Below are 20,842 nucleotides of genomic sequence, written 5' to 3'. Positions count from 1 at the left end.
CACGCCTATTCGATACGCGCTGGGTATGTGCATGATGCCCGCTCATTTTAAAATGACATATGGATTCTTGCCAGTAGGCCATTGTGGATTTATTTTGTCAACTTGATTTATTTAAATGGGCTATGCAATGACGTCGGCTTGCCGCATGGCGTGGCGCTTGCGATACTGGCGGCCATGAAATCCCAAGCCACCCTGCCGGATGCCTTGACGGTCTCCGGCACCAATCTCGAACACGCGCGCTCCCATAACCGGCGCGCGGTGCTGGAAACCGTACGGCTCAATCGGCAACTGACGCGGGCAGACCTGGCCAGGCTGACCGCGTTGACGCCGCAGACGGTGTCCAATATCACAGCCGAACTGCTGGATGCCGGCATGCTGCTTGCCGGTTCGCCGCTGCGCGACGGCGCGCGCGGCCAGCCGGCGGTGCCGCTGAGCGTCAATCCGGACGGCGCGTATTCCATGGGCGTGCATCTGGATCATCAGGGCGTGATCGCCGTGGTGTCGGATCTGTCGGGGCGGGTGAGGGCGCGGGCGGAGCGCGCGTTGCCGCAGGCCACGCCCGCTGCGGCGCTGCCTTTGATCGATCAGCTGCGGGACGAGTTGCGGCGCGAATCCGGCCTGGATTGGTCGCGGTTGCTGGGCGCGGGTTTCGTGATGCCGGGGCCGTTTGGCGTGGAGGGCATGACGTCGGTGGGGCCGACCACGCTGCCGGGCTGGGAAGAGATTGACGGCCGGGCGCTGAGCCGGGCGCTGGGCATACCGGTGCTGCTGCAGAAGGATGCCACCGCGGCGGCAATAGGAGAGCGCTTGTACGGCATGGCCAGCCAGTTGCGGAACTTCGTTTATCTGTTCGTCGGCACCGGCTTGGGCGCGGGCCTGTTTCTGGACGGCCGGCTGTACACCGGGGGGCGCAGCAATGCCGGCGAAGTGGGCCACATGATAGTGGCGCCGGGCGGCAGGGCGTGCGAATGCGGCAACCGCGGCTGCCTGGAGCGTTATGTGTCGCTGCAGGCGCTGTATGAAACCTTGGGCCTGGCGGATGGCGCCTTGGCCACGCCGGAGCATTTGGCCGGCCTGGCGCTGGACGGCGATGGCGAGCGCTGGCTGGATAGCGCGGCGGAGCCGCTGCGGCAGGCAGTGAATATTTTGGAGTCCTTGCTGGACATAGAGGCGGTGGTGATAGGCGGACTGTTGCCTCCGCGCTGGCTGAACGCGCTGGTGCGGCGGCTGCATCCCCTGCCGGTTTCCATTCGCCATCGCGACGGCGAGCGGCTGCGGCTGGGCAGCGCCGGGCGCGACGTGGTGGCGCTGGGCGCGGCGGCCCTGCCGATTTTTGACGAATTCAATCCGCAGTATGAAGTCTTGCTGAAAAACGGCCGCGCCTGAACGCGAGGGGCGGCCATCTCTGAGGGAGGCGGGCATGGCGATGCGGTTCCTGTTCAATCATTTGGGTTTCGAGGCCGGCGCGTCCAAGCGAGTGCTGCTGCAAGGCGCTGCCGGCTCCGTGGTGGATGCCGTTGCGGCGTTGGATGACAAGGGGCGGGTGGCCATGCGCAGCCCCTTGCATGCGCTGGGGCCGGCGGAGGGCTGGCCGGATAGCCATTACTGGCTGGCGGACATAAGCGGTTTGCGTGGCCCTGGCAGCTACCAGTTATGGCTGGAAGGGAGCGCGCCGCCCGTGGTGTCGGCGCCGTTTCAAGTGGTGGACTCGCTGTATGGCCCGGCCTTGCTGTCGGATTTGCTGTTCTATTTCAAGTCGCAGCGCTGCAGCGGCTTGTACGACGCGGCGGACCGCGCCGCGCCGCGGGAGGGCGGCGCCGAGCGGCGCGACGTCCATGGCGGCTGGTACGACGCGTCTGGGGATTGCTCCAAGTACCTGAGCCATCTGTCCTACGCCAATCATCTGAATCCGCAGCAGACGCCGCTGCTGGCGTGGAGCCTGATCCGCGCGCGGGACGGTCTGGCCAGTCATGGCAAATGGTTCGACGAGCGCATCGTCGACGAAGCGCTGCACGGCGCGGATTTCCTGCTGCGCATGCAGCACGAGTCCGGCTTTTTCTACCAGACCCTGTTCGATGGCTGGAGCAAGGACGAGAATCGCCGCAGCCTGTGCTCGTATTCCACGCAGAAAGGCCTGCGCTCCGAATCGAGCCAGGCAGGCTGGCGTCAGGGCGGCGGCATGGCCATCGCCGCGCTGGCGGCGGCTTCGCGCTTGCCGCGCGATGGCGAGTTCTCTCGCGAGCGCTATCTGGAGGCGGCGCGGCGCGGCTTCGCGCATCTGCAGGAGGAAGGCCTGGCTTATTTGAATGATGGCCGCGAAAACCTGATAGACGATTACTGCGGCCTGCTGGCGGCTTGCGAGCTTTATGCCGCCTGCGGCGCGGCGGAGTACGCCGATGCGGCCGCAGAGCGCGCGGCCTGCTTGTTGGATCGCCAGCACGACGCCGGCTGGTTCTGGCTGGACAACGAGAAGCGGCGCAGTTTCTGCCACGCCTCCGATGCCGGTCTGCCTTATCTCGCGTTGGCGCGCTATCTGGATGCGCTGCCCGAAGGGCCGTATGCCGAGGCGGTGGAGCAGGGTTGGCTGTATGGCCTGCTCGGAGAGTTGGAGCGCACGGCGCAACCGGGCAACCCCTTCGCTTATCCGCGGCAGTGGGCGCAGCAGCCCGGCGAGGCCGGCGCGGCGCGCTTTTTCATGCCGCAGCGCAACGCCAGCGGCTATTGGTGGCAGGGCGAAAACGCCCGTCTGGGCTCATTGGCGGCGGCGGCCTGGCAGGCATCCCGGCGCTGGCCGGAGCATGCGGCGGCGCTGAGTGATTACGGCCAAGCGGCAGTGGACTGGATGCTGGGGCGCAATCCCTTCGATCGGTGCATGTGGCAGGGTCATGGCCGCAATAATCCGCAGTACGAGCCTGGCTTCTTCAATGCGCCGGGAGGCGTGTGCAACGGCATCACGGCCGAGCCGGGGCGAGATGACGGCATTGCCTTTCTCCTGCCCGGCGAGACTGACATCAGCCAGTCCTGGCGCTGGAGCGAGCAGTGGCTGCCGCATGGAGCCTGGCTATTCCTGGCGTTGGCGAATCGCCCGACAAGACCATAAGGCGGCGCCGCAAATGAAAAACGCCACCGATGATGCGGTGGCGTTTTTGCATGGCGCGCGATGGCTGATTACTGGGCGCTGCTGCGCGGGCCGCGGTTGCCCTGATAGCCGCCCTCGCGGCGCTGGCCTTGGTAGCCGCCTTCGCGGCGGTTGCCTTGATAGCCGCCGCGGCTGTTGCCGCCGGCATTGCGACGGTCGCCGTAACCGCCCTTGCTGCTGTTATTGCGGCGCGGGCCCTTCGGCGGACGGCGGGTCGGTTCCAGGCCGTCGATCACGCCTTCGGTGATCTGGCGCTTCAGGTACTGCTCGATGCGGCGAACCTTGTGGAACTCTTTGGACTCGGCCAGGGTGATGGCGGTGCCGTCGCGGCCGGCGCGGCCGGTACGGCCGATGCGGTGCACGTAGTCTTCAGCCTGCTTCGGCAGGTCGAAGTTCACCACGTGGGTGATGGTCGGCACGTCGATGCCGCGGGCGGCCACGTCGGTGGCTACCAGCACCTTGATGCGGCCGCGGCGCAGGTCGTTCAGGGTGCGGTTGCGCCAGCTTTGCGGCATGTCGCCGTGCAGGCAGGCGGCGGAATAGCCCTGGTCGGACAGCTTGTCGGCCAGTTCTTCCGTGTACGCCTTGGTGGCGGAGAAGATCACGCACTGGTCGAAGCCGGATTCCTTCAGGATGTAGTCCAGCAGGCGGTGCTTGTGGTTCAGGTCGTCTGCGTAGAGCAGGTGCTCTTCGATGGTGCCGCCGGAAGTTTCGGTGCGGGCGATCTCGATGCGCTGCGGGTCGCGGGTCATCTTTTCAGCCATGCGGCCGACGATGCCGTCCAGCGTGGCGGAGAACAGCACGGTCTGGCGCGATTCCGGGGTGGCCTTGACGATGGCTTCGATATCATCGATGAAGCCCATGTCCAGCATGCGGTCGGCTTCGTCCAGCACCAGCATTTCCAGGCGGGAGAAGTCGATGCGGCCGGAGCGCATGTGATCCATCAGGCGGCCCGGAGTCGCCACGATCAGATCGATCGGGCGGGACAGGGCGCGAATCTGGAAACCGAAGGAGGAGCCGCCCACCAGGCAGGCGGTCTTCATCCAGCGCAGGTCCTTGCCATACTCCAGAGCATTCTTTTCAACCTGTTGCGCCAGTTCGCGGGTCGGGGTCAGCACCAGCACGCGCGGGCCTTGGCCCTTGCCGGTGGAGCGCTCGGACAGCTTGGTCAGCGCGGGCAGCAGGAAGGCCGCGGTCTTGCCGCTGCCGGTTTGAGCGGATACCAGCAGGTCGCGGCCGGCGATGGCTGCCGGGACGGCTTCAGCTTGAACCGAGGTCGGGGAGGTATAGCCGGCAGCTTCCAGAGCGCGCAGGATGGTCGGGGCGATGCCCAGATCGGAAAAATTCATGTATGTCCTTTCAGGCCGGATGATGCCGGCGTCACTTGTAGCCAGATTTCGTGGCGGTTATACGGCGCCTTTTGGCCGTAAATCATCGGCACTAACCTGGCAAGCGGCGAACAGCGGTCCAGTCGAAAGCGACATTATTGCTTGGACGAAGCCTGGAAAGGGTCAGGGACGATGAAAACACACTCGGGCAGAGGCGTGGTGTGGGTTTGCCCGGTGGAAATGCAAGAGGCCGGACTATACGGTAAATGAATGGCCTGTGCAACAGTTTTCGGCAATTTGCCGGCATAAGTATTTGATTGTTAGCGGCTTGAATGGCCGTGTTCGTAAAAAATCCGGGCTGGAGTCGGGGGGCTCTGGCCAATATGCGCGCGCTCGCTACACTGATATAGCTGGATGCGCGGCGTTTGGCGAGGCCGCGGCGCAGCGCTTGGGGAGGGAGTATGGGGTGGGCGCAAAGGCTGTCGCGACGCGCGTGTCAAAGCCGTCCGGCCATGGTTTATGGACTGGCGATGGTCTGTGTCGCCTTGCCGGTGGCGGGCGTATCGCTGTGGCGGGGCGAGCTGGGGCGGGAGGCTGAGGCCAGGGGCCAGGCCTTGGCGCTGGCGCGTCAGGCCTCGTTGCGGCTGGCGCCGGCATTCGAGGCCTTGACCGCGCTGGCGGCGGTGCGCCCGGATGCGCCTGCTTGTGTCCGAGCGAATGTGGCATGGGCGGCTGTCGGTGCCAGGCTGCCTGGCGTGTCAGGCGTTTGGCTGGCGGAGGGCGGGCGAAGCTGCGCGCTAGGCGCCGCGCGGGAAGAGCCCATTCCCGCCTCGGGATGGAGCTTGGCATCCGCCGGTTTGCGCTGGCGCGGAAGTGTGGGGGACGTGGCGCTGGCATTCGCGCCGGATTGGCTGGGCATCGCTAAGGCCCAGGCGCGGGCGGCCGGCGTCGAGCTGGATTTCGCGGCGGGAGATGCCGGGGGACGCGGCGTTCGCGTTCCGGTGGCGGGTTTGCCGCCGGGTTTGTCGGTTAGCGCCCGCGCGGATGGCTGGGGCGCGGGCTGGGCAGACGCGGAAAGCGGGCTGCTTTCGCTGGGGCTGGGAGCGGCGCTGGCATCCTGGCTGCGGCGCGGAGCGGGCTCGCGGCGAGCCAGCGAGTGGGAAATCCTGGAAGGCATGCGCAATCAGGAGTTTTCCTTGTTGTACCAGCCCATCGTCACCGCATCCGGCGGCGCGTGCGTGGGGGCGGAGTTGCTGGCGCGCTGGCGACATCCGGCCCAGGGCGGCATTCGGGCCGATCTGTTCATTCGCGCGGCGATCGAGGCGGGCCTGATCGCCGAGTTGACGCGCTACCTGCTGGCGCGCGCGGCGGAAGAGTTGCGCCAGATCGTATTGCCGCCTGGTTTCATGGTGGCCTTTAACCTGGCCAGCGAATCGCTGGCCATGCCGGAACTGCTGGAGGATTGCCGGGAGTTGCTGGCGGTGCTGCGTGAGAAGCAGGCGACGCTGGTGCTGGATGTATCGGAGCGGGCGCCGCTGCTCGAGGATGCCGGTACGCTGGAGGTGATCAGCGCGCTGCGGCGGCAGGGGGTGAAGCTGGCGCTGGACGACTTCGGTTCCGGCTATGCCGATCAAGCCTATTTGCAACGCTGGGGCTTTGATTTCCTGAAAGTGGATAGGGGTTTTGTTTCGACGCTGGGGCGGGACTGCCTGCGCGGCAATGCGCTGGAGGAAGTGTTGCTGAGGCCGGAGCGGATGGGTGCGCGCATCATCGTCAAGGGCGTGGAGACGCAGGGGCAGCAGAGCTATCTGAGCGTCAAAGGGTTTGAATTGCTGCAGGGTTTTTATTTTGGAAAGCCGATGACGCTCAACCATTTCCGGCAATGGCTGTACTCCGGGATCGTGGAAGACAGGAAGTCGTCGCTTGGGCGCGAGACTGCGGGCGGGCGGCGAGGGTGAATGGCGTGCGGCTTGGGCGGCGCGGCGGCGTTTGTTACAATGCCGCCTTTTTTTCATTTCGCAAGGAATCAGAAGGATGCAATACGCCGTGCAGCGTTATGCCGCCACTAGGCCCTGGGCCAAGCGGGTGGCCCAGCTTTACGCGCAAACCGTTCAGGCCGCGGAGGCTAGAGCGCAGATGAAAGATGTGATCAAGCGCGAACTGGAGCGAGCGGCGCAGGTGTTCGACATTCCTCAATCGGCCATCGTGACGGAATTGGCGCTGGCCGAGGCCTGGGGGCATTTCGCGCGCAAGGGGCGCGTGGTTTCGCATCTGGACTCAGGCCTAGCCGCGGCGCTGGCGAATACGTGCCAGCCGGCTAATCTGCCGGATACGCTGATGTTGCCGGCCGATGCCTTTTTTCTGCATGTGCCAGGCGAGGGGGGCGCCTTCATCGTTCATCAGCCGGAGCGCAGGGCCTTGTTGCTGACGCTGGTGCGCATGGGTTTTGCGCCGGATGGCGTGAGCTGGCTGCAGGCCGCGGATCAGGTGGAGCTAGTCAGGGTGGAGTATCCCGGAGAGCTGGCGCCGCAGTTGGCGGAGGTGGCTGCGGAGTGGCACGCATTGCTGTCGTCGGTGCTGAATGGCCTGGCCATGATGACCCAGCCCAAGCTCAATCTGAGCAAAGAGTGGGAGGCTGCCGCGCCGGCAGACTGGGTGGCCGCCGCGACGCATCCGACTTGCGCCAAGACTCGGCAAAAGGCGCGCGGCCAGTTGCTGAAGGGCGGTTTCGGCGAGATTACGTTCTGCCGCGTCGACGAGCTGGATGAGGCCGCGGTGTATGAGGCGCAAGGCTATTGGCGCCGGCAGTCTTTCGGCGAGGACAAGGCGCACTCGCGCCTGGTGTGGGTGGCGCCGCGCTAGCCGCATCTGAGACTAGCGACGGGCGGAAGGGCATCGCTTGGCGCAAGGTCAGCCAGTTCGTCCGCCGGGCGGAGTGCTGGCTGGCTCCTTGTCTAGTACTCGTTGAGCAGTTGGCGGACCAGTTCGCGCATCCGCTCGATATCGAACGGCTTTTCGCAACAGGCGGCGATGCCGGCGTCCTCCAGGGCCTCGGCGCTGGCTTGCGCGTTATGGCTGGTGATCATCAGGATGGGGGTGTCCGGTTGTAGATTGCTGGCGCGGATGCGCCTGGCGAATTCCAGACCGTTGATGCCGGGCATGTGGTAGTCGGTGATGATCAGCTTGAACGGCTCCTGCTCCAGAAAAGGCATGGCGGCCTCGGCGCTGGCAGCCTCGCAGAAGTGCTCGAAGCCCAGTTTTTCCAGCACCTGGCGGATGTGATGGCGCGAAGTGCTGCTGTCGTCGACGATCAGCACGCTCATCAGCGCCATGTCGGCGTCCACCTCGGCGCCCAGGCTGGAGCAATTGATGAAGCTCAGCGCGCTGTGCATGGCCTGGGCCAGCTGAGCATTGTCGAAAGGCTTGGGCAGGATGGCCAGACTGCCGGCCTGGCGGATGTTCTCCAGGCGCTCGGGATTGGTTTCGCTGCTGATCAGGATGAAGGGCAGGTCGTAAAGATCCGCGCTGTCGCGCAGCGCCTGGACCAGATCGCTGCCGGTCATGTCCGGCAGATAATAGGCGCTGATTACCAGATTGGGGCGTCGTTCCCGCGCCTGTCGGATCAACTCTTCGCCGCCGGCGTGGATTTCTATCTGCGTGGCGCCCAGTTCCTGCAGCGACTTGGTGATGATTTGGGCTTGCACCGGCGAGGGTTCCGCCAGCGTGATCAACAATTCTTCCAGGGCCAGCATGACAGCGCTCCTACGTTTCCCTTTTTTGCATTATTGACGGTTTTGGCACGATTTGGCTTTGCCGGCAAGCAAATTCCTTGCACGGGCGGAAGTCGCGGTCTGCGGGTATCATGGCGGCAAGTTTTGCCGCTGCCGCTTGCGGCGTTTTGCCGTCGGGGCGGTGGAGTCCATAAAATCAAAGGCTTGGCGAATGTTTTTTCCTGGCACGTTTCATGCTTGATGAGGCGGGCCAGCAAGGAGAGGCTTCATGTTAGACAAGATTGCCCACTATTTCGATTTCCAGCAGCGCGCATTGGGCCTGCAGGCCTACCGCGCAGAAGTGATAGGCAGCAATATCGCGAACGCGGAAACGCCGTATTACAAGGCTGTGGATTTCGATTTCAAGGCGGCCTTGCAGGCGCAGACGGACAAGCAGGGCGGGCTGTCCATGGCGATGACCGATCCGCGGCATATCGCTGGCCAGGCTGCCGGCGCAGGCGCAGTGCCGCTGCAGTATCGCAGCGCGGTGCAGCCCAGTCTGGACGGCAACACAGTGGACATGAACGTGGAGCGCGGCGCGTTCGCGGACAATGCCCTGCAATACCAAACTACGCTGGCATTTTTGAATAAGCGGATCGGCGGCCTCAATGCCGCCATCCAGGGCAGCGGCAACGGAGGTTAAGCTAAATGTCCCTGTCGAATCTGTTCAATATCTCCGGCTCCGCGCTATCGGCGCAGTCGATGCGGCTCAACGTCGTGGCCAGCAACATCGCCAACGCGGAAAGCGCCACCAGCTCCACCGGCCAGCCGTACAAGGGGAAGCATGTGGTGTTCACCGCGATTCCGGTGGACAGCGCGCAGCCGCAAGTGGCCGGCGTGCGCGTGACCTCGGTGGCGGAAGACCAGAGTCCGCCGCGGCTGAAGTACGAACCGGGCAACCCGCTGGCGGACGAGCGCGGCTATGTGACCATGCCCAATGTCAATGTAGTGGAAGAAATGGCCGACATGATCGCGGCCTCACGCGCCTACCAGAACAACGTAGAAATCATGAACACCGCCAAGACGCTGCTGCAGAAGACGCTGCAGCTAGGTCAGTAACACTCGTTAAGGATGACGGCAATGGCCACCGCAAGCACCTCGTTTAATTACAATCCGCTGAATAGCGCGACAGTGCCGGGCGCCAGCGGCATCCAGGCCGCCAATGGGTCGGGTAGCGGCAATACTTTGTCCGCTACCAGCGCCCAGAGCATGCAAAACAATTTCCTGACGCTGCTGACCGCTCAGCTCAATGCGCAGGATCCGCTCAATCCGATGGACAACAGCCAGATCACCAGCCAGATGGCGCAGATCAGCCAAGTGGCGGGCGTGCAAACCCTGAACCAGACGATGCAGCAATTGCTGACGTCGCAAAGCGCCACCCAGTCGATGATGGCCGCCAGCATGATAGGCAGCAATGTCCTGGTGGCCGGCAACAGCCTGCCTTCGCCGGCGGCGGGGCAGAAGACCCAGGCCGGGGTGTTGCTGAGCGGGCCGGCCGCGTCCATGCAGATCAGCGTGCTGGACAAGAACAAGAACGTCGTCAATACCATTACCCAGCCGAATCCGGCCTCGGGCTTGAATACTTTCAGCTGGGACGGCACAGACGGCAACGGCAATGCCGTGCCGGCCGGCAATTACACTTTCCAGGTCAAGGTGACGCAGTCCAGCGCCAGCGGCTCCACCACCGCCGCCGCGTACAACACGCAGCAGGTGAAGGCGGTGTCCTGGGCAAACGGCACGCCCATGCTGGTGTTGCCGGATAATTCGCAAGTGCCGCTGTCCGGCGTGGCGCAGATGTCCTGATGGACCTTGCTGTCTATCGAGTCGAATCGAGGAATTGAAAAATGGGCTTTCAACAAGGTTTGAGCGGTCTGAATGCCGCGTCTGTGCAGCTGGATACCATAGGCAACAACATCGCCAACGCCAATACGGTGGGTTTCAAGAGTTCGCGCACGGAGTTCGCGGATTTGTATGGCCGCAGCTTGTATGGCTTGTCTGCCACGACGCCGGGTTTGGGCGTGCAAGTGGCCGCGGTGACGCAGAACATGACGGGCGGCAACCTGGATACCACAGGCCGCAGTCTGGATCTGGCTATCAATAATAGCGGCTTCTTCATCATGGGGCAGACCGACGGCACGTTGGCCTATACCCGCAATGGCCAGTTTCAGGTCAACAGCCAAGGTTACATCGTGAACAATGCGGGCAATTTTCTGCAGGGCTGGACGGCGGATAATGCCGGCAATGTCGCGCAGGGCCCCGTGGGCAAGCTGCAACTGACCAATACCTCGATTCCGCCGACGCCGACCAGCAAGCTGAATATGGCCGTGCAGCTGGACTCCACCAAAACGCCGCCGGTCGATGCCCCTGTCAACAATCCGGCTGATCCGAAGTCGTATACCTGGAGTAATAACCAGACCATTTATGACAGTCTGGGTAATTCTCACCAGTTGACGCTGTATTACTCGACCGGCAATCCGACGGCCGCCGGCAATACCTGGTCGGTCAGCGCCTACGTCGACGGCGCGGCGGTTTCCGCGCCGAACCCTAACACTTTCAATCTGAGCTTCAATACCAGCGGCGTGCTGACCAATAATGCGCCGGTGGCGCTGACTTTCACGCCGGCCGCGCTGAACGGCGCTGCGGTGCCTCAGACCGTGACGGTGGATTTCACCCATTCGACGCAAATCGCCCAGACCTCGGGCACGTTGAGCGCCACCCAGGATGGCGCTGCGCCCGGCACGCTGACCGGCATCAGCATAGGCAGCACAGGGTTGATTCAGGCCACGTTCTCCAATAGCCAGACCAAGACCATAGGCCAGGTGGCATTGGCCACCTTCCCCAACCCGCAAGGGCTGCAGGATATCGGCGGCAATATGTGGCAGCAGACCGGCAATTCCGGCGGGCCGACCAATAACGCGCCCGGTTCCGGCAATACCGGCACCATCGCGTCGGGGCAGGTGGAAGACTCCAATGTCAATCTGACCAATGAACTGGTCAATATGATCACAGCCCAGCGTTACTACCAGGCCAATGCGCAAACGGTGAAGACGCAGGACACGCTGATCCAGACCCTGCTGAACATCTAAGCGGACGGAATGCGGATAAATGGATAGAGTGCTGTACCTGGCGATGACGGGCGCCAAGCATGAGATGTGGCAGCAAGCCACGACCGCCAATAACCTGGCCAACGTCAACACCAATGGATTCAAGGCCGATCTGGCGGCTTTCCGCGCCTTGCCGGTGGTGGGCGACGGCGCGCCCACCCGCACCTATGTGGTGGACAACACCATAGGTTTCGACGCAAGCCAGGGCGCGCTGCAGCATACCGGCAATCCGGCCGATTTCGCCCTGGGTTCTCCGGGCTTCTTTGCGGTGCAGGGGCCGGACGGCCAGGAAGCCTACACCCGAGACGGTGGTTATGTACTGGACGCCAACGGCCTGATGCGTACCCGTACCGGCCTGACCATCATGGGCGACGGTGGTCCGATCACGGTGCCGTCCGGCTCGCAGGTCCAGCTTGGCGCCGACGGCTCGGTGCTGGCCATTCCGTTGTCCGGCACCAATCGCACGCCGCAGTTGGTCGGCCAGATCAAGATGGTCAATCCCGGTCCCAAGGACGTCTACAAGGGCGAAGACAGGCTGTTTCATGTCAATGGCGGCGGCACGCTGCCGGCCAGCGCCGATGTGAAACTGGTGCCGGAAACGCTGGAAGCGTCCAATGTCAACTCGGTGGATGCGCTGGTGCAAATGATCTCGCACGGGCGCCAGTATGAATTGAATGTCAAAATGATGCAGACTTCGCAGCAAAACGATCAGCAGGCTGCGCAATTGCTGTCTACAAGCTGACGGCAGGCAAACGGACAAGAATAGGTAAATCGCCATGATGCGCGCACTGTATATCGCCAAGACCGGCATGGACGCCAGTCAATATCAACTGGACGTGGTGTCCAACAACCTGGCCAACGTCAATACCATAGGTTTCAAACGCAGCCGCGGCGTATTCGAGGATCTGTATTATCAGACCTTGCGCCAGCCGGGCGGGCAATTGGCCAACGGCAACGCCAATCCCACGGGTCTGCAGGTCGGCACCGGCGCGGCGGCGGTCGCGTCCACCCGGATCTTCGCGCAGGGGCCCGGTCAGCAAACCGGTCAGTCGCTGGATCTGCAAATTGAAGGCGACGGTTTCTTCCGCGTGTTGCAGGCTGACGGCACCACCGCGTATACCCGGAATGGCCAGTTTCAACGCAACCCTAACGGCGACGTCGTCAATCCCGATGGTTTGCCGCTGAATCCGAACATCAATATTCCGGCTACCGCGCAGCAGATCACGGTATCCGCGGCGGGCGTGGTGCAGTACACGCTGGCCGGCGCCACGGCGCCGCAAACGGCGGGCACGATACAGCTGACCACCTTCGTCAATCCGCAGGGCTTGCAAAGCCTGGGCAGCAACCTCTATCTGCAGACGGGGGCCTCCGGCGATCCGCAGGACGGCAATCCGATGACGGATGATCGCGGCTCCATTCGTTCCGGCTTTCTGGAGTCGTCCAACGTCAATGTGACCGAGGAGCTGGTAAACATGATCACGGCTCAGCGTTCATATGAAATGAATTCGCGCGCGGTGACTACCGCGGACCAAATGCTGCAGAAGCTCAGCAATCTGTAATGGCAGCATGGCGTGACGGGAGATCGGCGATGAAAGGTTTATGGATGGCGCTGGCAGCAGCAGGGGCGCTGGCCGGATGCGCGGTGCAGGAGCCGTCGCTGGTGCAGACCCCTACCACGGCTCGTCCGCAGCCCCGGTCTACGGGTTTGCCGGCCAATGGCTCGATCTTCCAGGCGGCCAGCTATCGTCCGCTGTTTCAGGACAATATGCCGGTGCAGGTGGGCGATACTTTGCAGATTATGATCCAGGAAAACTCGTCGACCTCGCAGTCGGAGCAGACCACCGACACCCGGACCTCCTCGCTTAGCTCCAGCATCAATGCCGGCGTGAAGATTCCCTTCCTGCCTTCTGGCCTGGCCGGCGGTCTGGGGGGCACCAGCTTCGGCAGTTCCGGCTCGGCCAATAATACCGGCAAGGGCAACAGCCAGGTGGCCACCACTTTTGTCAGTTCGATCACGGTCACGGTGATCGACGTGCTGCCCAACGGAAACCTGCAGGTCAGCGGCGAGAAGAAAGTCCGCATCAACAGCGATACCGAGTCCATCCGCCTGTCCGGCGTGGTCAATCCGCGGGACATCTCGCCCGACCGGACCATCTCCTCGCTGAAGGTGTCCGACGCGCGCATCGAGCAAGAGACCAAGGGCAATAACCGCCTGTACAACGAGCCTGGCTGGTTGTCGAAAATTTTCATGTCGCTGCTGCCGATCTGAAGCGCGACAGGGATGAAATGATGAAGAAGTGGATTGTGCTGGCCAGCCTGCTGCTGGCTTCGCTGCCAGCCATGTCGGCGCAGCGCCTGAAGGATATCGCCAATATCGGCGGCGTTCGTCCCAACCAGTTGATAGGTTATGGCTTGGTCGTGGGTCTGGATGGCAGCGGCGATAAGGTCACATCGTCGCCGTTCACCGGCCAGGCGATGATCAATATGCTGAACCAGTTGGGCGTGCAGGTGCCGCCGGGCACCAAGGTGGATCCGAAAAACGTGGCGGCGGTGACGCTGACGGCCACCTTGCCGCCGTTCGCCAAGCGGGGGCAGGCGCTGGATGTGACGACCTCGTCCATCGGCGACGCCAAGAGCCTGAGGGGCGGCACGCTGCTGCTGTCGCCGTTGAAGGGTGCGGATGGCCAGATCTATGCGATGGCGCAGGGCAACGTAGTGGTAGGCGGCGCGGGGGCCTCCGCCGGCGGCAGCTCCACTCAGATCAATCAGTTGAGCGTAGGGCGCATTCCTGGCGGCGCGACAGTGGAACGCGAAGTGCAAACCTCGCTTGGAGATGGCGAGTTCATTCATCTTGAACTGCAGGATGCGGACTTTACCACTGCCAACCGCGCGGTGCAGGCCATCAACAAGGTGTTTGGTCCCGATACGGCGCGCGCCGTGGATGGCCGCTTGATCGAGGTGAGGGCGCCGTACGACAGCAATCAGCGGGTGCAGTTTCTGGCGCGGATGGAAAATATTGCCGTCGACCCGGCAGATGTTTCCCCTCTGGTCATCATCAATGCCCGCACTGGCTCCATCGTGATGAACCAGGCGGTGACGCTGGGCGCTTGCGCGGTTTCGCATGGCAACCTGTCAGTCACCATCAACAACACGCCGCAGGTCAGCCAGCCCAATCCGCTATCCGGCGGCAAGACCACCGTCACCAATCAGGCCGACATCACCATCAACAGCACCAGCGGCAAGGTGGTGGGCTTGAAGGGCGGCGCCAATCTGGCGCAGGTGGTCAATGCGCTCAATGCGCTGGGCGCGACGCCGCAAGACCTGATTTCCATCTTGCAGGCGATGAAGTCCGCGGGTTCGCTGAGAGCGGATCTACAGATCATCTAACTTCTGGCATGTTTTTTGCTGTCCTATGCATGCTAAGGAGTGAGTGATGACGATGAAGTTTCAGGGCGTTCTGCCTCAGGATGCGCTCAGCCGCCAGTTGGCCATAGACCCAACCAGCTTGCAAAAGCTGAAGGCCGATGCCAGCCAGAACCCGCAGGCGGCGGCGAAGCAGGCCGCCTCGCAGTTCGAGGCCTTGCTGATGGGCACCATGCTGAAAACGATGCGTGAAACGCATTTCGACGAGTCGGAGCAGTCGAACAGCATGGATACCTATCAGGGAATGGCTGACCAGCAATTGGTGCAGGGCCTGTGCGCGCGCGGCGGCATGGGGCTGGGCGATATGATCTACCGCCAATTGCTGCGCCAGTCGGGCCAATCCGCGGATGCCAGTCAATCTCCTCCTCTGCAGAACGAGGGGCCAAGCCTGACCGCCCAGGCGATTGGACAGCGAGTGACCCAGGCCTACCGGGATGCGCAGGAAACCATCGCTCAGGCCCTGCCGCAGTCGCAGGCAACGGGTGGCAAGGCGTTCGCCAGCCAGTTGCTGCCGCATGCGCGGCAGGCTGCGCAGCAGCTGGGCGTCGCGCCGGAGTGCGTGGTGGCGCACGCCGCGCTGGAAAGCGGCTGGGGCAAGCGGGCCATCCGCAATGGCGACGGCACGGACAGCCACAACCTGTTCGGCATCAAGGCGGGCTCGGACTGGCATGGCAAGACCGCCACGGTGATGACTACCGAATATAGCGGCGGCGTGCCGCAGAAAAAGCTGGAAACCTTCCGTTCCTACGGCTCCTATAGCGAGGCTTTCTCCGATTACGCGCAACTGCTCAAGAGCTCGCCGCGTTATCGCAATGTATTGAATCAGGGGCAGAACATGTACGGCTTTGCCCATGGCTTGCAGTCCGGCGGTTACGCCACGGACCCGCGCTACGCGCGCAAACTGGTCGACGTGGCGGCATCTCTGGCGCAGCAAGTGGCCGGCGCGTGATCAAGCTGAGCGCCAGGCGGCCGATAAAGGACTAAGGGGAGGCTAATCATGGTCGGAGTGGATATTTTCGGGATAGGACTGAGCGGCTTGAACGCCGCGCAAAATGCCTTGTCCGTCTCCAGCAACAATATCGCCAATGTCAACACGCCCGGCTATACCGCGCAATACATCACGCAAGCCGGGCGCATCCCGCAGAATGCCGGGTTTGGCTTTTTGGGGCAGGGTGTCGATGTCACCAGCGTGCAGCGCAGTTACAATCAGTTTCTGGCCACCCAGGTGCAAACGGCTCAGACCAATAGCAGCTACTATACGACCCAATCCCAGCAGCTGGCTCAGATCAACAATATGATCGCGGACACGACGCAAAGTCCCAGCGTGGCGATCCAGGATTTTTTCGGCGCGATGCAGACGCTGACGCAGCAGCCCTCGTCCTTGCCTAGCCGTCAGAACGTGCTCAGCATGGCGCAGGCGCTGGCGACCAAGATCACCTCGGCGAACTCGCAGCTGGTGCAGATGCAGCAGGGCGCCAATGGCCAGATTTCCACCACGGTGCAGAGCATCAATGCGCTGGCGCAGCAAATCGCCGGTTTGAATCAGCAGATCGGCTCGTCGACCGGCGGCAATCAGAACGGGCCGCAGCCCAACACTTTGCTGGATCAGCGCGACCAAGCCGTGCTGCAGCTCAATCAGCTGGTGGGCGCGTCGGTGACCAAGCAAAGCGACGGCTCCTATTCCGTCTATATCGGCTCGGGTCAATCGCTGGTTTCCGGCACCATCGTCAACCAGTTGGGCACGCAGGCGGATCCGAGCAATCCCGCCAATGTGCAGGTCGGCTTCACGAACCCGAACAATACGCTCACCGTGCTGCCGGACAGCCTGCTTTCCAGCGGACAGCTGGGCGGCTTGCTGAATTTTCGCGACAACGCGCTGGTGCAGACCCAGAATCAGCTGGGTACGCTGGCGATCAATTTCTCCGCCGCGATGAATTATCAGAACCAGCTGGGCATGGACTATAACGGACAGCCCGGTGGAGCCATTTTCAAAGATCTGTCCGCGCTGGCGGCCAATCCGCAATACGCGGCCGGCCAGTTCGCCGTGGTGATGTCCGATCCGAAGTCGGTGGCTGCCGCATCGAATCTGGTGCCGACGGGCACCGCGGGCGGCACCGGCGTGACCATGAGCGGCGTATGGTCCACTTTGCCCGGCAATTACTCAGCGGGGCTCAATGCGACGCCGCCGACGTTCGCGCCTATCGCCCAGCATCCGTCAACCGGTTTGACTGGCATGACGATTACCGCGGCGGGCAATCCGGTGACGATGACGGCTACCATTGCCGGCGCGAATGGCGGCGGGCCATACAAAGTGACGGTGGACCCTTCGTTGCCCAATAGCTATAAATTGCAAACAACGGCGGTTCCGCCGGTGGACGTCGGCGTCGGTTTCCAATTGTCCGGCGCGCCGGTCGCCGGGCAGACTTTCAGCGTGGGCAAGCAGGCCGCAGGCACGCAGTCTTTGGGCGATGGCAACAATTTGCGGCAATTGACAGCGCAGCAGAACCAGCAACTGGTTAACAATCAGTCGTATCAGACGTATTATTCGTCCATGGTCGCGTCGGTTGGCAACCAGACCAATACGTCCAATCTGCAGAATACCGCAGCGCAGAAATCGCTGGAGCAGGCGACAACCAATAACTCCAACGCCAGCGGTGTGAATCTGGATCAGGAAGCCGCCAGTCTGATCAAGTATCAGCAGTCCTATCAGGCCTGCAGCAAGGTGATTCAGATTGCGCAGAGCACGTTCTCCAGTATTCTGAACATGATGTAGAAGTAAGCGACAAGGAGCGAAGCGATGCGAATCAGCTCTTCCACCCTGTATCAGTCAGGGGTAAACAATATGTCCAACCTGCAGGCCAATTTGCTGCAGGTGAACACGCAAATCGATAACCAAAAGAGGGTGGTGACGCCTTCTGATGACCCGGTGGCCGCCGCTCGCATTGAATTGCTGAACTCGGCCAATGGTCAGAATTCGCAATATCAGAAAAATACAGACTCGGTCGCGAATTGGTTGTCATTGTCGGACTCTACGCTGAACAGCGCGATCAACCTGATGAATTCGATGAAGAGCGAGGCCATTCATGCCAATAATGGCTCCTTGTCCACGCTTCAGTTGCAGCAGATTCAGCAGACGGTGCGCGAAGGGATAGACGAGCTGGCGGGCTACGGCAACGCCACCGACGGCAACGGCAGCTATCTGTTCAGCGGCAATCAAGTGACGGTCGCGCCATTCACCGTGGACCTGAACGCGGTGCCCGCGGTGACCTACAACGGCGACAATGGCCAGCACAGCGTACAGGTGGCGGCGTCGCGCACCATGACGATATCCGACCCCGGCAATGCCGTGTTCGGCACGCCCGGCGGTAGTCCGACCGGCGCTTTGGACTCCCTGGTCAATCTCTATAAACTGCTGGGGCAAAATCCGCGTCCGGCGAATTTCAGTACCCAAATCGGCACTGTCATTGGCCAGATTTCAGACGCGACGCAACAGTTGTCGGTGAGCCAAGCTTCCGTAGGCGCGCGCGAGCAGGAAAACGCCAATCTGCAGTCGATGAGCACAAGCCTGGGCCTGCAATACAATAGCGGCATCAGCGACTTGCAGGGCCTGGACATGGCCAAGGCGATTTCCGACTTCACCATGACCCAAACCTCGCTGCAGTACACGCAGAAAACTTACGCCCAGGTGGCGCAGCTTTCGCTGTTCAATTACATCTCGAGCTGAGGCCGCGAATGGCTGAGTCAAACGAACGGGCCGCGATGCGGCCCGTTTTGCTTGCCATCAATCCAGCTGCGCGGGCTCGACCACGATGCCGGCGCGCAGGCCTGGCTTCACAGTCGGATTGGGGAACAGGATGCGCTCCGCGCCGCCTGTTGCCGTGTAGCGGACTTCGCCGTCCTCCGCGATCAGCATGCCATCTGCCAGCAGCGTGAAGTTTTCCACATCGTCGGCCAAATGCAGCCGGAAGGCCTCGCTGTGTTTGACCAAATCATATTTGGCGCGGAACAGCGGCAGGCCGTCCGCCTGTAGAGGCGCGACGGCGGCGCGCGGCTGGGACAGCAGCCGGCGCAGCGCGTTGTCTATGCCGGAGAAGCGGGACAGATCATTGCTGCCGAAAGGCCTGGCCTTGCCCAGTTCCAGCGTGAAGGCGTCGGTCCCGCAGTGGCGGCTGGTGTAGTAGCTGAAAGTGTTGGCCGGCTGAGTGTGCAGCAAGACCGCTTCTATGCCGCACTGTTGGAGCCAGGCCAGTTGTTCCCGGCTATGCTCGCGCTCGTGCAAATAGGGGTAAATGGCGAACTTCTCGAACACCGAGCTGCGAATGGCTGTATGCAGGTCATAGTGCAGGCGACGGGCCTTGGCGGCGGAGAAGAAATCGGCGGCCAGCCTTTCCAGGGTCTCGGCGCGGCGCGATTCGACCAGCTCCGGCAACTTGCGATGGGCGCCATTGAACAAACGGTTCATGTCGTATTCGCCGTAACGCTCTCCCGCGCGGATCGCCTCCAGGTTGGCGAACATCACCAGCAGCCGGCAGTTGAGGGCGAGCCGTCCTGTGGCCAGGTCGTGGAGAATGGCATCCGCCACTTCTATGGGCGCGGTTTCATTGCCATGCACGCCGCAGGACAGCAGCACGGAGTCGGCATCGTCCCTGCCCGCGTCCATAGCTACGCAGCCGGGGGCGAGCCATCGGGCGGACAGGCCGCTGGACAGTGTCCAGGTTTCATTGGCGGGGGCGGAGGACAGGGCGTATTGCAGGAATCGGCTCATGGCGTTTGGGCAAGGGCGGGTCAATGGTTTGGGAATTGTAAGCGCGATGCCGCCGGCGCGTCATGCGGCGGGGCGGCATCGGTCCGCGGGCGGGTGTTGCGTATTTGATAAAAATACATTCCAAGCGTGTAAAATCCGCAGCATGAAAGTCTCAGTGGCTGGCAGGCGCATGTCATGGCTGGGCGCGGGTTTGACGCGCAATTCATTGTTTTTCGGCGGGGATTTTTTCATCGTGTCGACGCGGGCAAGGAATGCATGCGCATGGACTGGCGGCAATGATGTTTCAGGTACATTTTTTTACTTGTCAATCAGCCTGATGTTGTTACAATCCGCGCTCGTTTGCGCTGTGCAACAACTACAATTCACTCTGTTTCGCTCCGACATCCCAGGCCCACATAAAAGCTGTAGAGCCCGAAAGCCGTGCACTAAGGAGCGGGGTTATCCATCATAAGTTCTGAGAGGAAAACTCATGGCTTGGTCTGTGGCTGATAGCCGGAGCCTGTATGGCATCCGGCATTGGGGGGCTGGTTATTTCGACGTCGGAGACAACGGCAACGTCGTTGTGCGGCCGAATGTCCGCCAGCACAAGGAAATCGATCTGTACCGCCTGGTGCGCGAGCTCGGCGCCAAGGGCCTGGACCTGCCGCTGCTGGTCCGCTTCCCGGATATTCTGCAGGACCGCGTCGCCCGCCTGTGCGGCGCCTTCGACAAGGCCATAGCCGAGCAAGGCTACGGCAACCGCTACACCGCCATCTATCCGATCAAGGTCAACCAGCAAGAGGCGGTGGTCAAGAGCATCATCGCTACGCCCGACGTCTCCATCGGTCTGGAAGCCGGCTCCAAGCCGGAACTGATGGCGGTGCTGGCGCTGGCGCCCAAGGGATGCACCATAGTCTGCAACGGCTACAAGGACCGCGAATTCATCCGCTTGGCCCTGATAGGCGAGCGCCTGGGCCACCAGGTGTTCATCGTCATCGAAAAAGAATCCGAAGTGGAGCTGGTGATCGAGGAGTCGCGCAAGCTGGGCATCAAGCCCAATATCGGCCTGCGCGTGCGCCTGTCTTCGCTGGCTTCCAGCAAGTGGTCCGACACCGGGGGGGAGAAGGGCAAGTTCGGCCTGTCCGCTGGCCAGTTGATTTCCGCCACCGACAAGCTGGCTGCGGCCGGCATGGCCGACTGCGTGCGCCTGATGCACTTCCACATGGGTTCGCAGATCGCCAATATCGCGGATTACCGCATCGGCTTCCGAGAAGCCATCCGCTATTTCGCCGAACTGCGAGCGCTGGGCATGCCGGTGGATCATGTCGACGTCG

Annotated in this window: 18 protein-coding genes and 1 pseudogene; 16 read left to right on the top strand and 3 right to left on the bottom strand. The window is 62.4% G+C overall.

Annotation, left to right across the window (positions count from 1 at the left end; genetic code table 11):
* The first annotated feature begins 174 nt into the window (after nucleotides 1-174).
* On the top strand, nucleotides 175-1,386 hold the full coding sequence (locus tag C2I19_RS16960) for an ROK family protein (RefSeq protein WP_103903841.1): 1,212 nt from the start codon (nucleotides 175-177) through the stop codon (nucleotides 1,384-1,386).
* 34 nt (nucleotides 1,387-1,420) lie between these two features.
* The gene (locus C2I19_RS16955; protein WP_233201246.1) at nucleotides 1,421-3,100 is read left to right on the top strand and encodes a glycoside hydrolase family 9 protein; all 1,680 of its coding nucleotides are present in this window, start codon (nucleotides 1,421-1,423) and stop codon (nucleotides 3,098-3,100) included.
* Between the two features lie 68 nt (nucleotides 3,101-3,168).
* On the opposite strand, the gene C2I19_RS16950 is transcribed toward C2I19_RS16955, so the two are convergent.
* Nucleotides 3,169-4,488: a DEAD/DEAH box helicase gene (locus tag C2I19_RS16950; protein ID WP_103903839.1), complete on the bottom strand. Its 1,320-nt coding sequence runs from the start codon at nucleotides 4,486-4,488 to the stop codon at nucleotides 3,169-3,171.
* 491 nt (nucleotides 4,489-4,979) lie between these two features.
* On the opposite strand from C2I19_RS16950, the gene C2I19_RS16945 reads away from it, so the two are divergent.
* Together C2I19_RS16945 and C2I19_RS16940 are read left to right on the top strand one after the other, a co-directional pair.
* A complete protein-coding gene (locus C2I19_RS16945) occupies nucleotides 4,980-6,425 on the top strand; it encodes an EAL domain-containing protein (protein ID WP_103903838.1) in 1,446 nt (481 codons plus the stop codon).
* Between the two features lie 76 nt (nucleotides 6,426-6,501).
* A complete protein-coding gene (locus C2I19_RS16940) occupies nucleotides 6,502-7,329 on the top strand; it encodes a hypothetical protein (protein WP_103903837.1) in 828 nt (275 codons plus the stop codon).
* Between the two features lie 92 nt (nucleotides 7,330-7,421).
* On the opposite strand, the gene C2I19_RS16935 is transcribed toward C2I19_RS16940, so the two are convergent.
* Nucleotides 7,422-8,219 carry a response regulator gene (locus C2I19_RS16935; protein WP_103903836.1) on the bottom strand — a complete coding sequence of 266 codons (798 nt, stop codon included), beginning with the start codon at nucleotides 8,217-8,219 and terminating at the stop codon, nucleotides 7,422-7,424.
* A gap of 247 nt (nucleotides 8,220-8,466) precedes the next feature.
* On the opposite strand from C2I19_RS16935, the gene flgB reads away from it, so the two are divergent.
* From flgB to flgL, 11 genes are read left to right on the top strand one after another with little or no spacing between them, the layout of a single operon-like run.
* Nucleotides 8,467-8,880, top strand: a complete 414-nt coding sequence (flgB, locus tag C2I19_RS16930; protein ID WP_103903835.1) for a flagellar basal body rod protein FlgB — start codon at nucleotides 8,467-8,469, stop codon at nucleotides 8,878-8,880.
* A 5-nt stretch (nucleotides 8,881-8,885) separates the two neighbouring features.
* Nucleotides 8,886-9,296, top strand: coding sequence for a flagellar basal body rod protein FlgC (gene flgC, locus C2I19_RS16925; RefSeq protein WP_103903834.1), 411 nt, complete (start codon nucleotides 8,886-8,888; stop codon nucleotides 9,294-9,296).
* 21 nt (nucleotides 9,297-9,317) lie between these two features.
* A complete protein-coding gene (locus C2I19_RS16920) occupies nucleotides 9,318-10,040 on the top strand; it encodes a flagellar hook assembly protein FlgD (protein ID WP_158253746.1) in 723 nt (240 codons plus the stop codon).
* A 41-nt stretch (nucleotides 10,041-10,081) separates the two neighbouring features.
* The gene (flgE, locus tag C2I19_RS16915) at nucleotides 10,082-11,323 is read left to right on the top strand and encodes a flagellar hook protein FlgE (RefSeq protein WP_103903832.1); all 1,242 of its coding nucleotides are present in this window, start codon (nucleotides 10,082-10,084) and stop codon (nucleotides 11,321-11,323) included.
* Between the two features lie 19 nt (nucleotides 11,324-11,342).
* Nucleotides 11,343-12,083 carry a flagellar basal body rod protein FlgF gene (locus C2I19_RS16910; protein ID WP_103903831.1) on the top strand — a complete coding sequence of 247 codons (741 nt, stop codon included), beginning with the start codon at nucleotides 11,343-11,345 and terminating at the stop codon, nucleotides 12,081-12,083.
* Between the two features lie 34 nt (nucleotides 12,084-12,117).
* Nucleotides 12,118-12,900: a flagellar basal-body rod protein FlgG gene (gene flgG / locus C2I19_RS16905; RefSeq protein ID WP_103903830.1), complete on the top strand. Its 783-nt coding sequence runs from the start codon at nucleotides 12,118-12,120 to the stop codon at nucleotides 12,898-12,900.
* Between the two features lie 29 nt (nucleotides 12,901-12,929).
* Complete coding sequence (locus tag C2I19_RS16900) at nucleotides 12,930-13,610, top strand: flagellar basal body L-ring protein FlgH (RefSeq protein ID WP_103903829.1); 681 nt, start codon at nucleotides 12,930-12,932, stop codon at nucleotides 13,608-13,610.
* Between the two features lie 20 nt (nucleotides 13,611-13,630).
* The gene (locus C2I19_RS16895; protein WP_103903828.1) at nucleotides 13,631-14,728 is read left to right on the top strand and encodes a flagellar basal body P-ring protein FlgI; all 1,098 of its coding nucleotides are present in this window, start codon (nucleotides 13,631-13,633) and stop codon (nucleotides 14,726-14,728) included.
* Between the two features lie 46 nt (nucleotides 14,729-14,774).
* Nucleotides 14,775-15,713: a flagellar assembly peptidoglycan hydrolase FlgJ gene (gene flgJ, locus C2I19_RS16890; RefSeq protein WP_103903827.1), complete on the top strand. Its 939-nt coding sequence runs from the start codon at nucleotides 14,775-14,777 to the stop codon at nucleotides 15,711-15,713.
* Nucleotides 15,714-15,761: 48 nt separating this feature from the next.
* Nucleotides 15,762-17,537 carry a flagellar hook-associated protein FlgK gene (flgK, locus tag C2I19_RS16885; RefSeq protein ID WP_103903826.1) on the top strand — a complete coding sequence of 592 codons (1,776 nt, stop codon included), beginning with the start codon at nucleotides 15,762-15,764 and terminating at the stop codon, nucleotides 17,535-17,537.
* Between the two features lie 24 nt (nucleotides 17,538-17,561).
* Nucleotides 17,562-18,488 carry a flagellar hook-associated protein FlgL gene (flgL, locus tag C2I19_RS16880; protein ID WP_103903825.1) on the top strand — a complete coding sequence of 309 codons (927 nt, stop codon included), beginning with the start codon at nucleotides 17,562-17,564 and terminating at the stop codon, nucleotides 18,486-18,488.
* Between the two features lie 57 nt (nucleotides 18,489-18,545).
* On the opposite strand, the gene astE is transcribed toward flgL, so the two are convergent.
* Nucleotides 18,546-19,529 carry a succinylglutamate desuccinylase gene (gene astE / locus C2I19_RS16875; protein ID WP_103903824.1) on the bottom strand — a complete coding sequence of 328 codons (984 nt, stop codon included), beginning with the start codon at nucleotides 19,527-19,529 and terminating at the stop codon, nucleotides 18,546-18,548.
* A 469-nt stretch (nucleotides 19,530-19,998) separates the two neighbouring features.
* Between astE and speA the strand changes: the two are divergent.
* A pseudogene (gene speA, locus C2I19_RS22560) lies at nucleotides 19,999-20,842 on the top strand (biosynthetic arginine decarboxylase); the annotation flags it as partial.

The sequence above is a fragment of the Chromobacterium alticapitis genome (genome assembly GCF_002924365.1).
Classification (GTDB): Bacteria; Pseudomonadota; Gammaproteobacteria; order Burkholderiales; family Chromobacteriaceae; genus Chromobacterium; species Chromobacterium alticapitis.
Note: the sequence above shows the minus strand (reverse complement) of the source record. Positions and strands in the feature narration are given on the sequence as shown.